Origin of the sequence: Streptomyces sp. CB00316 (genome assembly GCF_001905595.1) — a bacterium.
GTDB lineage: Bacteria > Actinomycetota > Actinomycetes > Streptomycetales > Streptomycetaceae > Streptomyces.
The window spans coordinates 89,149-102,332 of record NZ_LIXI01000015.1 but is presented as its reverse complement, the minus strand read 5'-3'; the positions used below and the strand labels follow the sequence as shown (position 1 = coordinate 102,332).

At 71.0% G+C, this 13,184-nt stretch carries 12 protein-coding genes and 1 pseudogene; 12 read left to right on the top strand and 1 reads right to left on the bottom strand.

What is annotated here, in order from left to right:
* Positions 1-229: 229 nt before the first annotated feature.
* Positions 230-1,033, bottom strand: a complete 804-nt coding sequence (locus tag AMK21_RS31505; RefSeq protein ID WP_073882568.1) for a GntR family transcriptional regulator — start codon at positions 1,031-1,033, stop codon at positions 230-232.
* Positions 1,034-1,440: 407 nt separating this feature from the next.
* Between AMK21_RS31505 and AMK21_RS31500 the strand changes: the two genes are divergently transcribed.
* From AMK21_RS31500 to AMK21_RS31440, 12 genes and pseudogenes are all read left to right on the top strand, one after another.
* Positions 1,441-2,175: a hypothetical protein gene (locus AMK21_RS31500; protein ID WP_073882567.1), complete on the top strand. Its 735-nt coding sequence runs from the start codon at positions 1,441-1,443 to the stop codon at positions 2,173-2,175.
* A gap of 175 nt (positions 2,176-2,350) precedes the next feature.
* Complete coding sequence (locus AMK21_RS35600; RefSeq protein ID WP_199863317.1) at positions 2,351-2,809, top strand: hypothetical protein; 459 nt, start codon at positions 2,351-2,353, stop codon at positions 2,807-2,809.
* Between the two features lie 313 nt (positions 2,810-3,122).
* Complete coding sequence (locus tag AMK21_RS31485) at positions 3,123-3,305, top strand: hypothetical protein (RefSeq protein ID WP_073882564.1); 183 nt, start codon at positions 3,123-3,125, stop codon at positions 3,303-3,305.
* On the top strand, positions 3,302-3,574 hold the full coding sequence (locus AMK21_RS34670; protein ID WP_073882563.1) for a hypothetical protein: 273 nt from the start codon (positions 3,302-3,304) through the stop codon (positions 3,572-3,574). The genes AMK21_RS31485 and AMK21_RS34670 overlap by 4 nt, the downstream gene beginning before the upstream one ends.
* A gap of 198 nt (positions 3,575-3,772) precedes the next feature.
* Positions 3,773-3,955, top strand: a pseudogene (locus AMK21_RS36425) (DUF5999 family protein); the annotation flags it as partial.
* Positions 3,956-4,193: 238 nt separating this feature from the next.
* Entirely contained in the window at positions 4,194-4,370 is a 177-nt protein-coding gene (locus tag AMK21_RS35200) for a hypothetical protein (protein WP_158070742.1), read from the top strand.
* A gap of 112 nt (positions 4,371-4,482) precedes the next feature.
* Positions 4,483-6,774, top strand: coding sequence for a hypothetical protein (locus AMK21_RS31470; protein ID WP_073882561.1), 2,292 nt, complete (start codon positions 4,483-4,485; stop codon positions 6,772-6,774).
* A 125-nt stretch (positions 6,775-6,899) separates the two neighbouring features.
* Positions 6,900-7,397, top strand: coding sequence for a hypothetical protein (locus AMK21_RS31465; protein ID WP_073882560.1), 498 nt, complete (start codon positions 6,900-6,902; stop codon positions 7,395-7,397).
* A complete protein-coding gene (locus tag AMK21_RS31460; RefSeq protein ID WP_107430020.1) occupies positions 7,394-7,633 on the top strand; it encodes a hypothetical protein in 240 nt (79 codons plus the stop codon). Before AMK21_RS31465 ends, AMK21_RS31460 begins: the two co-directional genes overlap by 4 nt.
* Positions 7,634-7,792: 159 nt before the next feature.
* Positions 7,793-10,528, top strand: coding sequence for an ATP/GTP-binding protein (locus AMK21_RS35595; protein ID WP_199863316.1), 2,736 nt, complete (start codon positions 7,793-7,795; stop codon positions 10,526-10,528).
* A gap of 17 nt (positions 10,529-10,545) precedes the next feature.
* The gene (locus AMK21_RS31445) at positions 10,546-10,962 is read left to right on the top strand and encodes a conjugal transfer protein TraB (RefSeq protein ID WP_073882556.1); all 417 of its coding nucleotides are present in this window, start codon (positions 10,546-10,548) and stop codon (positions 10,960-10,962) included.
* A 90-nt stretch (positions 10,963-11,052) separates the two neighbouring features.
* Positions 11,053-13,161, top strand: coding sequence for a chromosome segregation protein ParM (locus tag AMK21_RS31440; protein ID WP_073882555.1), 2,109 nt, complete (start codon positions 11,053-11,055; stop codon positions 13,159-13,161).
* Positions 13,162-13,184: the final 23 nt, after the last annotated feature.

The following is a 13,184-nucleotide window of genomic DNA, read 5'->3' as shown; positions in this document are numbered from 1 at the left end:
CTGGTTAGGGGAGCCGTGACCTGCGGATGTGACCTGACGCAGCCCAGGGTTAGTGGCGGAGCGGACGAGAGTCCGCGTATCCTGGGTACAGGTGACCACGGGGACCGCAAGGTCCGCCGGTATCACCCCGGAGAGGTCACCTCACCGGACACGACTCGTGATCAATGGCTTGGTCGAGTCGAGATGCAAGGGAACGGTCCTCGTTGTGGCGACGAGGGCCGTTCTGCGTTTAGGTCAGTTGATCGTCCTCACCCTCACCCTCTTCCTCCGCGTCGGCAAGGCGTGCCGACGCATGGCGCCGGATCGGGTATCCGATCTCAAACAGTTCCGAGCTCATCCTGGTGTCGTTGACCTCCACGACACCCCCGTGGGGCGACGTGGTCAGCCGGACGACCCTCAGCAGGGGGATGCCCACATCGGCAGGCAGATTCAGGGCCTCGGCCTCCTCAGGGGATGGCATGCACGCCGAGATTCCTACATCCCAACGCAGGGGGCGATGCCCCATCTCTTCCAGCCGGTCATAGATGCCGCCTGGGCCCGTGTTCGCCTCCTCAAGGCGAGTTCCTCGCGCAACGCTGGCTGGCAGATAGCTGGTTGCGAGCTGCTTCGGCTCACGCGACGCTCGATCACCCATAACGCGATCTCGGATCAACACCTCAGCGTGCGGGCTCAAGCCCATTGCCGCAGCGAGATCTACGGGCACCGGTCCCCAGCGCACCGTGGGCGTTTCCAGGGCAACCCAGGGCTGCGCAACCGGATCGAAGAAGTAGCCGATCTCGTCCCGAAAGACCTGGTGTGACCGGCTGATCCTTCGTTTTACGGGTCGCTCGCGCACGATCGTGCCTCTGCGCCGGACTGCGACGACCAAACCCTCCTGTTCCAGGAGATTGATGGCGCTGCGGACTGTTTGATAGCCGGCGCCGTAGGTGGTCTGTAGCTCAGTCAGCATGGGGAGCTTGTCACCCGGCGCATACCGCCCAACGCTGATCTGCTGGCGCAGGTCAGCCGCGATGTCGCGGTACGAGACGGGCATCTACTCCACCTTTCAAAGCACTGATCACTACTCAGTGTAGGGCTAGCTCTATCAGTTGCGCGCACTCCGACACAAGCCTCCGACACGCATAGAGCTATCGGTATTGACATCGACCCCGCTCTGGTTTCTACTTGTCGTTAGCGATAGCCCTAACGCCTAGTTAGGCCTTGGCTACGCAACAGGCACGACCGCAAAACAGCAGGGGTCACTGCTTCTTCGGAGGCGCGGCAGTGGGGTGAGCCGAGCTCCCCCGGCCAAGGCATCTGTACCGAATCGTTCCACCTGCTCCACCGTGATGGCGCTGCTGCGCTGTCTGTCCGCCAGGACCAACCCACCCGTGTGGTGTGGCCGGCCTGGCGCGGCAGAGAAGGCAGCAACCACTCCCCCCTTTACGTCAGGAGGATTCGATGCCCCGCACGCGTCCCGGCCGTGTCCGGACCAAGCACGACAACGGCCGCCCGCCCCTACTGCTCAGCGCGCTCGCGCCCCAGAACATCAGCCTCCGGGACGGCGAGCCCCGGACCATCGTCTGCCCCGACTGCGAGACGTGGAGGCGGCTGATGGGAGAGACGCAGCTCAAGATCCGCAAGCACTGCGCGAAGGACTGCACCGGCTGCACCAGCACGGTCGCGGCCGCCCGCAAGAAGCACATCGCCTGCCCGGGCACCGACCAGCCCGTCACGCTCGACATCAGCGTCGAGGTATGGGGAGAGCGGATGCTCGCCGCCGACAGCACGGCGACCGGCCGCCGTTCGGCCCGCCAGCACTACAAGCCGCTGGCACTGCCGCCCATCCCGATCCACCGCCTCGCGGAGCAGCTCACGCAACAGGAGCGCAAGCATTCCGACCGTGCGGGCGTACCGAAGCGTCGGCCCCAGTGGGCCGCCGTACTCCCGGCGGTCCGGGATGCCGACGCCCGCCGCGCGGACGTGCCCGCCGCGCCCGGTCGGCCCGAGGCCCTTGTGGTTACCCGCCTGGCTGTCGCGCAGCCGGAAGAGGGCCAGCTCAAGTGCGAGCGCTGCGGTAGCACACAGTCCAGCCTCGCCAGCGCGGTCGCTGCCGGATGGTGCCGGATCACTCGCCGGTCTCACTGCGGACGGTGCGCCAAGCGTTTCCCGGCCTGGACGCGTACCCCGATCTGACCGCGAGTTCCCGACGAACGACCGAGGCCGTGGCCGACCCGAGTGATCGGGTCGGCCACGGCCTCGGCTGCTCGTACAGCAGTCGACTCCCCAACTGGGGAGTGAACGGCGACAGCCCCAGGGGTGCGATCCCTGGGGCTGTCCAGGACCTGAACTGGAGGACCTGATGCAGCACATGATGACACGCACGATCCCCGCCTGTGCGGGCAGCACCTGCCCGATCTGTGAGGGCAACTTCGAGACGTGCCGGTGCACCGGCGCCACCCCGCTGAGCAGTCCGCGTGCTGGTGTCGCCGACGACATCCGGCGCGAGGACGACCGCGGCGGGCACGACGGGCGCGGCTACGAGCGTGACGAGACCGACCGCGCCTTCCGCGACCTCGTGGAGCAGCTGGTGGCTGACGGCGACGACCGTGCCGCCACGGCCGGCCGCCGGGCGCGCCGGACCCTCGCCGAGATGGCCCCTGGTCAGACGCGGCAGCCCGTGCTGCGGATGACTCGGGAGCTGACCTTCGTTCCGACCGCGTCCAAGGCGGGCGCGGACGACGCGTGCGTCCTCTGCGGCAGATGGCTCTGTGGCGGGAACTGCTTCGCCCCGGCGCCGACGCCGTCCCTGCGGGCGGTGGCCTCGTGAGCAGCTGCGGGCACCCCCCGCGGCTCGTCACGGTCAACCGCGTTGGCACGGACGGCAAGCCGTACCAGTCCGTGAGGCACGAGCCGTGCCAGTGCGGCGGCAAAAAGTAGCAGCCGACTGATGCCGCACCGGATACGTGCTGCCCGAGCAGCACAGCGATACGCGGTCCGGGCCATCACCGCTCACGGTCTGGCCCACCCGCTCAGCCTCGCGCTTCTGGCGGCCGCCTCCACGGCGGCCGCCAGGGCGTGGGACCGAGGACACCGCGTCGCCGACACCCACCCCTCCCCCACTCCTGCACAGGAAGCCCGAAGTGGCTGCTGACCTCTACACCCGCTACATGGCCGCGTCCGACACCTGGCGCGCCCACCTCAAGCGCTGTTCGGCCTGCACCGCCGAGGAGCGCTGCCCGGACGGGGCCCCGCTCTGGGAGCGGTTCACCCGCCTGCAGGACGCCTACCTCACCCACCTCCGCGAAAAGAAGGGCACGTCATGACCGTCACCCCGATCAGCTCCGCCAGTCGCACCACCGGGACGGAGACCGAGTACGTCTCCCCGCCGGCCCCCGTCCTCCTGTCCAGCATCCCCACCGGGGGCGGGGCCGACGTGCACGTCTACCAGGACAGCGACGGCTCCCTGAGCAGTGACTGCACCGGCTGCGGCGAGTACGCCTGGGCCCTCCTCAGCCTCGTCAGCCCCGCGTTCGCCCGCGAGCACGCCGCTACCTGCATCCGCCCGCCCCGTCCGCTCCCGGTGGCGGCCTGACGGTCTGCCAGCTGCCTGATCCGCCGAGCCCCGCCCACCCCGCCGCGTCGCGCCCTGTGCGCGCTGCCGGGGCGGGCGGGGCTCGGCGGTGAAGGGGAGCCGGACAGCCCGCTCCACCTCGCCCCCCTTTCCGGAGGAGAGCCCATGCGCAACACCACCCACCCCGAGCCCGCGACGACCAGCCAGCTCCCGGACTCGCTGTGCCAGCACACCCCCCGATGCCCGAGCGCCGACAGCCCCGACCGGGAGGCCGCGCGCATCGTAGCCGCACACCCGGAGCAGGGCTGGAGTCTCTTGTGCAACTCCCTGCTGCTCTGGGAGGACACCGGAGCGCTGCTCCCCGACGGCCAGGTCGTCGCCCCGCACCGTCCCACCGACACCCTGGGCGCCCTGATCCTGCGGTACCCGGACCAACAGGCCTCGCTCATCGTGGGCACGCCCGGCAGCGGCAAGACCAACGTGGCCGCGCTCCACGCGGCGATGGAGGCCCGCTCCGCCGGCGCCGCGTGGTCGGTCTGACGGCTGCCCGATCCGCCCGCACCGACCGCCCACCACTGTGGCGGCCGGGACGGGCGGTGACAGGGAGCCGGACAGCCCGCTCCACGAAAGGACGGCCCCTATGCGCGGAACCCGTATCCAGCTCACCGCCGACATCGAGGCCCTCGGCACCCGGCACAAGGCCGGTGACCAGGGCACCGTCGAGGGCGTCCACACCGGCGGCAACCTCACCGTCCGCATGGACGACGGCCGCACCACCTTCCCCTCACAGGACGAAGTGACCACCACCGAGCAGTAGCGCCTGCCAGTTGCCTGCTCCGCCCCTCCCGCCACACCGCGTGCGGGTCGGCCCCTGCCAACACCACGGCAGGGGCCGACCCGTACGCGGTTCACCCTGAAGGAGCTCCCTCGTGGCGACCGCCGCCCGTACGAAGGCCTCGGCCCGGCGCAAGCCGACCCGGGCCCGCAAGACCACCACCCCCCAGAGCGCCTCCCCCGCCCCGGCCGCTGCGGCACCGGCGGCCGGTGACCCGTCCCCGTCCGGTCCGGCGGAGGCGGACATGGAGGTGCTGGCCCGGATCGCGGACGCCCGGGACCAGGCCGCCGACACCGTCGACTCCGCCCGCGAGCAGGCAGCCGCTCTCCAGGCGGAGGCCGAGAGTGCGGCCGCGCGCACCGTGACCGATGCGCACGAGCAGGTCACCGTGCTGATGCGCGAGGCGCAGGCCCGTGCTGCGGGCACCCTGGCCGAGGCCGACCACGACGCCACTGCCCAGCGGGCGGCGGCACAGGCCGCCCTGGACGAGGCGCGCAGCGAGGGCGGCCGGCTTCTGGCTCAGGCCCAGGCCCGTGCCGAGGACCTGCTGGGTGCGGCCCGTACGCAGGTCGCCGAGCTGACCGAACTGGCCGCCGCCGAGCGCGAGGTGACCGCCACGGCGATGACCGAGCTGCGGCGCCTGGCCCAGGCGGACCTCGCCGAGATCAGCGCCTTGGTCGACCAGCGCCGCAGCGACGCCGCTGCGATCCTGGCCCGGGCTCAGGAGCAGGCGGACGAACTGGTCGCGTCCGCGCAGCGGGAGGTCGGCGAGGCCCGCGAGCGGTTCGCCCAGCTCGCCAAGGTGGCGGCCGAGCAGTACGACGGCCGCCGCGCCGAGGCCGAGCAGCTCTACAACGGTGCCGTCGCGGCCGCCGACGAGCGCCGCCGCGAGGCGGACCGGCACGTCGCCGCCGCACACGCGGAGGCGGAAGCGGCCCGCACCGAGCTGCGCGAGAAGCTGCGCGAGCTCACCGACCAGTTCGACACGGCGGCTGCCGAGAAGCGCACGGCCCTGGCCGCCGAGCTCGCCGGGCTCAAGGCGTCCTGCGACCAGCAGCGGGAGCAGCTGCGTCAGGAGGCCAAGACCGTGGCCGTGCAGCTGCGGGAAGCCGCCCAGAGGGAAGCGAGCCGTATCACCGCCGAGGCCGAGCGCAAGGCAAAGGGCATCACCGAGCGGGCGCAGGCCGATGAGTCCCGGGCCCGCCGGATGCTGGAGGAGGCCCGGGAGGCGAAGAAGGCCAACTCTCGCCGGCGCGGCTGGCAGCAGAACCTCAGCGCCAAGGCGTGGAAGGCCGCCCCCTGGCTCGCGCTCGCCTCAGGTGTTGGCCTCGCCGCGTCCGGTGAGTACGAGCTGGCCCGCATGGTCGGCATCAACGAGTACGTCGCCCCGCTGCTCCCGGTCAGCATCGATGTCTACTGCGTCACCGCGTTCCGCGCCAAGCGCGACATCCCGGCGGCGCTGGTTCTGATGGCGTCGGCCAACGTGACCTATCACCTGGCGGAGCAGGCCCACCTGGTGCCGGAGGGCGAGTCGGCTCCGTGGCCGCTGACGACGTTCGTCGTGCTGATCTTCGTGGCCGTCATCTGGCGCGTCCACGCGCTCATGCACACCGACGACGGTACGGACGGACACGGTGGTACGGGTTCGGCGGGAGCGTCCGAGGGGCGTACCGGTACGGGCGCAGACGCCGGTACGGACACGGCCGCCGCGTCCGACCGGCGTACCGGTACGGCCGGGAACACCGGTACGGGCTTGGCGGCCGGTACGGAGCGGCGTACCGGTACGGGGCACGGGACGTACGGCTCGGCTGGTACGCGGAACGCCCGTACGGGCTCCGCCGGTACGGGCTCGTACGGCTCGGCGAGTGGTACACCGGCCGCCCGTACCGGACACGGTGCAGCTAGTACGGACCCTGTACACGGCGCCCCGCACCCCTCCGCCCCGGCGGCAGCCAATGCGGGCGTGACCAGCGCGTACAGCGACCGTACAAGCGGCGTACCGGGCACCGGGAGCGGGGCGGTCCGTACTGGTACGGAGCCCTCCGGCCGTACCAGCGCCGCCGTACACGGGAGCCGGGCCCGTACCGGTACGGTCACCGCCCGTACCGGTACGGACGAAGGCGTCCCGGCCGCCCGTACCAGTACGGCCAGCGGACGCCCGCGTACCACTGCGGGCGCCACCGGCGGGCGTACCGGTACGGCGATCCGGGTCCGTACGGACGAGGAACTGCTCCCGCTCGTACGGGAGCTGCCCCGCGAGGACGACGGTTTCGTCAACATCAGCCGCGTCCGTACCACGCTCTCCGTCAACCAGGACCGTGCGATCCGGCTGCTGTCCACCGCCGGCCTGCTGCGGCCCGAGGACGCGGACAAGTACCTCACCTGACCCGTACGTCCGGCACACACCAGTGAGGGCCAGCCCATCGGAAGTGGGCTGGCCCTCGCCGCGACTGCCGGAAGACAGTCGACAGCCCCCCGAGTACAGCAGATCCGACCCCCACGGAGGACCCCGTGAGCACTGAAAACAACGGCCAGCCCTTCTTCGACGACCCGAACGCGGCCCTGCGCGAGATCGCGCAGAACCCCGCCGCCTACGCGCACTACCTCGCGGACATCCACCGGGTCGTGCTGGACGTGCAGGCCAAGCTGGAGATCCTTCAGCGTGAGACCCGCGTGCACTGCCGTGGGACCCGCGTGGAGGGCGACAAGATGGGCCAGGCCTTTCTGCGTTCCTTGCCGGTGGAGCAGTCCCTCAACGGCATTCTCAAGAACCTCAAGGGAATTAGTTCCGGACTGGAAAAGAGCGCCCATAAGCGCCACGCCCACGACGAAAAGGTGAATGAAGTCCGGGCTAAGCGAAAGGAAAAGAAGCAGCTCAAGGCGCATAAGGCCAGCCCGCCGCTCCAGGCCGCCCCGGAAAGTTCTGGGCAGGAGGGTGCGCAGAGCCCGAATCCGGGATATGGTGGCCCCACGTCGATTTACAACCTTCCTCGCAGGGAGTCGGCGTGAGTGCAGGTCGCCCGCTCACGAAAGCCGAGCGGAAGAAGATGAACCGTGCGGAACACGAACGCAAAATCAAACAGGATTTGATTGCGCAGCACGGCAACGACCTCGGCACTTTCTACTACTGGCTTCGGATTGCGAATATCCGGGGCACCCAGGCGTATCGCGACGGGAGCACGGAGTTCATCCGTGAGGTCGCGCTCGCCCTGCACAACGTCTACAGCCGCCACTCCGGCGGCTAGTCGCCTCGCGTCCCGTCCGTCCACGAAGGGCCGTCCCTGATTCCTGGGGGCGGCCCTTCGTGGACCCCAACGCGTGCCGCGCGTGACGCGTGCCGCGCGTGGCGTGCGCGCGTGTACGCGAGGCCGACCGCCAGTGTCAAGTCCAGGAGGAGGGGTCGCGTGTCCGACGACACCGACAGCAACGTGGTCCGCCTCCCCACCAGGGGCAGTAATTCCGGTGATATGCCGGACGCCCCCGACGGCGGGGACCTTTTCTATTCCGAACCGCCCGCCAGCAGCGCGGACAGCGCCGCCCCTCCCGAGTCGCCGGAGGAGACGACCATGGAACTCCCCGCCATTCGCGAGCCGATTTCTCCGGAAGTCGCATTACGGGAAACGGGAATTCCTGATGCCCCGAATTCCGGCGGCACTGATAGCGGAGACGGTGAATATGCGCAGTCCCGTTCGCTTGCCGATCGCCTCGGTGACTGGCTGGAACTCCGGCTGCAAATGGCGCGGGACCGGCAGGCCGGGGAAGCGCCGTTCCGTGAGGCGGAAGTAGCGCGCAAGACGAAACTCCTGGAGGCCCGCACCGCCCAGGAGACCGCGATGATGGAGCAGAACGCAAAGCTCCAGGCCGCGCAGGGAAAAGCGAAAGCCGACAAGACGGCGGCGCGCGGCAAGGCCGATGCGGCGCAGTCCTCCAGTGCGGGCATGGGCACCGACAAGGGCCGCTCGAAGCCCGGCGGCGGAGGCGGCTCACGCGGAAGCGGCGGCAGCTCCGGCGGTTCGGGCCGGGGTCGCGGGTCGACGACGAACGGGTCCAGTGGCGGCAGCTCCAACAAGGGGACCGGGAAGGGCCCTGACCGCTCCGCTGGCGGCCGTGGAGGCGGACCCAAGGGCAACGAGTCGACCGGGGGCGGGAAAAGCCGCCAGAACGGCTCTGGTGGCTCCGGGCCAGGCAAGGCCGGTGCGGGCACGGGCAGTTCGGGCAGTTCCGGCGGCAAGAACGGCTCCGGCAGCTCCGGGACCGGTAAGGGCAGTTCCGGCGGCTCCGGCAGCAAGAACGGCTCCGGCAGCTCCGGGACAGGCAAGGGCAGTTCGAGCGGTTTCGGCGGTGGCAAGGGTGGCTCGAAGAGCCACGGCGGGAAGACGGATCCGCCGGCCGCCAGCCCTCGCGCCGAGCGGTCCCGTGGCCGCCAGGAACGTGCCGCCGCCCGCCAATCCGCACGTCAACAGCGACGGAGCGCCAACCAGGCCGCCAGCCTCGCCGACCGGACCAGGGACCGCGACCAGGACCGCGCCGCCAGGCAGGTGGACCGTGAGAACGCCCGTAGCGCCAAGGCCGACCGGGCGGAGAAGACCCGTTCGGCCAAAGCCGACCGGAAGGCCGCGAGGACAGCGAAGCGCGAGTCCGCGAAGGCCGCCAAGGTCGCCGCTGGCCGCACCACCCTCGGGATGGCCGTCGCGGAGAGCGCGCAGCAGCGCTGGGATCGTCGCCGAGCCAAGCAGCAGGCAGGGCAGCCGACGACGACGCCCGGCTCCGCGTCGCCTTCGAAGGGCAACGCACCGGGGGCTGGACCGGGCACGCCGAACGGCGGCTCGAAGCAGTCGCCCAGTGGTGCTGCAGTGCCCCCCGGAGCCCCTTCCGGACAGACGCCACCGTCGGCCGGGGGCGCCAATGCAGCCGGGGCAGGCACCCCGTCCCCGACATCGTCGGCTCCCCAGCCCAATCCGCCGTCCGGCAGCCAGAAACCGGCGCCGGGAAACCTTCCGGGCCAGTCAGCGGCAGGCTCTGGCCCGAAGGTGAGCCTGACGAAGACGAAGCCCGGTGCCGGTACCGGCGGCTCGGCGGCACCATCCGGCGCGAACCCCGGGCAGCCGCCGTCAGCGAGCGGCGCCGCCCCGGGAACGGGCGGCTCGTCGCCGAGCGCGAGCGCCTCCGGCCCGCAAGGCGCGGCGAGCAGGCCCGGGGCGCAGTCTCCGCCGGGAGCTTCCGCCGGCAGCCCTAGCTCCGGTGGCCCGACGGCTCCCACCGGCGCCGCCGGTGCCCAGGGCGGTTCGGCGGGGACAGCGTCGGGGAGTTCGGCCGGTCCGCAGGCACCGCCCAGCACGACCGGCACCCAGTCGGGTCCCGGCCCGGGGCAGAAGCCGTCCGGAGAGGAGTGGGTGAGCGCGTGGCACCGGGCAAGGCAGTTCATCAGGCGTGATCGAGCTGCCCACCGGGGTGCTGGTCAGCAGGGCGGTGAGCAGCGGCGTTCGACGGTCCGGGTGGAGGCTTTCGGCTTCACGATGGACCGCCCTGGTGGCCCGCCCCGCCCCCCGGCATCGCATCAGCCGGAGGAGGACATTGTCGATGCGGTCATCGTCGACGACCCGGCCGAGACCTTCGGGGCGCACGTCAGCGGCCCTGCCGGTCTGCCGCCGGCTCCGGAACCGCACACGCAGCGCCCCGGCACCACCCGACCCACAGCACAGGAGGAATCCGTGGCATCACAGGTCAGCAAGCCCGCGAGGGACCAGACCGGCATGTCGGCCCGGCACCGCACCGACATCACCTTCGGCGAGTACCTGGTGGGCATCGTGAACATCGCGGTCGCCGCCGAGCTCGACCGGGACCGCGCCCAGGACCTGGCCGCCGCGCTCGGGAAGGTTGCCGACGCGCTGCGGGACATGGCGGCCGACCTGGTCGGCGACCACAACATCGCCACCGAGGTCGTCAACCAGATCACCGACCTGGCCGACGCGGCGGCCCGGATGAAGGTGCTGGCCGAGCGCTGCGCCTTCGAGTGCGGAGTCGCCTCGCAGGGGGCCCGGCTCACCGCGTTCTCGGTCAGCTTCGTCTACGGCGAGGACGTCCAGGCGATGGCCGACGCGGGCCTGACCCACGCCTCCGCCGCCCCCCACCACGACTAGAAAGGAAGGTCCTGCTGATGAGCGACCTCACACCCCGCACCGGAGGCGGTGCCGCCGCCCGGACGGACGCCGACAACCGCTACAAGACCGTCCAGCAGAAGCTCAAGACGCTGGGCAACGCCATGGACCTGGCCGGCGGCGAGCTCGAAGTCCTCTTCCGCAGCATGCGGACGAGCGCGACGCGCACGGAAGGCCTGGCCGTCGACATCGCCAACGCCGAACTCGACCGGAAGTTCGTCGAGATGACCAACCAGGTGTCCCTCGCCCTGGGAGGCGCGGCCGTGGAAGTGAAGAAGCTCCACGAGACCGCCGAGGAGGTTTCCGGCCTCGCCCACGAAGCGCGGCGCACCCACGCGCGGCTCTACGAGGGGCTGGACACCGTCCGCTCCGGCCGCAAGGAGCGCACCCCGAAGCCGGGCTTCTTCACCGGCTGATCCCCGACCGATAACCCCCGCTCGATGGGCGGCCCGCCACCAACGGCGGGCCGCCCATCCCCATCTGCCCCACCGCAAAGGAGATCCCTGGTGTCCGTGCCGCGCAGCGTCGCCCTGGAGCGCACCGTCTACACCCTGAGCGCCCCGGTCCTCGCCGCGGCCCCGAACCTCTTCGCCGACAGCCCCGTCAACACGGTCGTGCAGCTGGCGGGCGCCGCCGGTATCGGCGGCTGGGTCCTGGCCGCCAGGCCCGAGACGTCCGGCGCCGGACGCAAGATCCTGCGCTGGTCGCCGCTGGTGTTCGCGGCCGCCGTCGACATCGCCGCGAAGCACACCATCGGCTGGGGCCCGTGGTGCGTGGACGGCATCCTCGCCACCGGCTGGGCGGCGGCCGGACTGGTGGTGCTGCCCTTCTCCCGCCACACCCGCCGCAACCACCGGCCCGCCCTCGGCACCCCGGCCCCCGCACCGCAACTGCCCGCCGCACCCGAGCCTTCCGTGGCCCAGCCGGACGACGGTGCCGACGCCTACACCCGCCAGGTCCGCTGGCTGTGGGAGAACCGGGGGATGCCCGGCCGCACCATCGTCGTGACGGCCACCCCGCACGAGGGCATGCCCAACGACCTGACCCTGCTGCTGCGCGCCTCCGAGGCCGGGCGGCCGATCACCGGCCTCACCGACGAGGCGGTCGCCGCCGCTTTCGGCGTCGACGTCACCGACGTGCGGATCGAGGAGGTGGCCCGGCAGTACGGGCGTGAGGGCGGCCCCGGCTGGAAGGAAGTCCACGTCACCCCCGACCTGAACGAGCGCCGCCGCAAGACGCCCACCACCCGTGAGTGGTGGGCCACCAGGGTCGGCGCGGCCGGCGGGCCCGTGCCCGGATCGGAGTTCGTGAAGAAGGTCCGCGACGCCGAGCGCAAGGTCACCCACTACATCGCCCAGGTCCCCGACGAGATGGGCGAACCGTGCGTCAACCAGCACACCCTGGCCGCCGCGCTGAAGACGAAGTACGACGAGGGACGGCTGTTCATCACCGTCGACGGCAATCAGGTCCTGGTCTCCCTGTGGGACACCTCGCCGCTGGCCCAGGTCTTCCCCGCCACCCGGGAGCTGCTGACCCCGGACGCGGACGGGCGGTGGGTGACCGGGTACCTCGGCAACGGGCAGCCCGCCCGTAACCGGGTCTACACCGACCGGGGCGCCGCACACGGCCTGTTCGTCGCCCCGTCCGGGGGTGGCAAGACCCAGCTGATGGCCCTGCACATCGCCGCCGACGCCCTGTTCGGGGCCGTGGTCATGCTGGCGACCGAGGCCCCCGACGAGAAGACTGCGGCCCTGGGCAAACACACCGCCCGCTACGGTGTCGGCGCCCTCTACATGATCCGTCTCCTGCGGGTCATGTGCGCGCTGATGGAGATCCGCGGCGAGATGCTGTGGGACGACGGGCAGGTCCACGAATGGGACCCGGCCAGGCCGGGCTGCCCCTACCGGATGCTGTCCGTGTACCTGGACGAGTTCCTGAGCGCCGCCCGCAACGGCGACTACGGCGCGGAGATCATGGATCTCGCGGAAATGGTGTCGGTCAAGGGCCGCAAGTACGGCGTCGGCCTCAAGGTCGCGGGCCAGTCCGTCTACGTCCAGGACGGGTTCACCCAGCTCCTGTGCGAGAACCTCCGAGAGAACTGCATCCCCGTCGTCCTCAAGGTCGCACCGAAGAAGATCACTGACATGTTCCGGGCCCTCGGCATCCCCAGCGAGCACATCCCCGACCCGCTCCCCCGCTCCTTCTCCGCCGCCGAGGCAGGCCGGATCGACCGGGTCATGCGCGGCGAGCCCGAACCGCCCTCCGACTCCAACACCGGCGGCGCCGGATGGATCATCGAAGGCAAGGAGCCCAACGTTCTGCGCACGCTCTACATGTCCTTCAAGGACGGCATCGACCACTTCTTCCCCGACACCGTCGCCGCCCTCACCGACCACGAGATCCGCGAACTCGAAGCCCGGGACCTGTGGTTCGACTGGACCGAGCCGCCCCGCCCCGGCGAGTTCGGCCCCGAACCCGAGGACGAGAGCGACGAATACGACGGCTGGGACGACGACGAGCCCAGAAAGAGGGCCGGGAAGAGCGCCGCACGTCGCGACACCGTGACCTCCCCACGCGAAGCACTGGAGGCCATCAAGAGGCTCTCCGGCGTCTGACCGCCTCCGCACCCCACCACCCA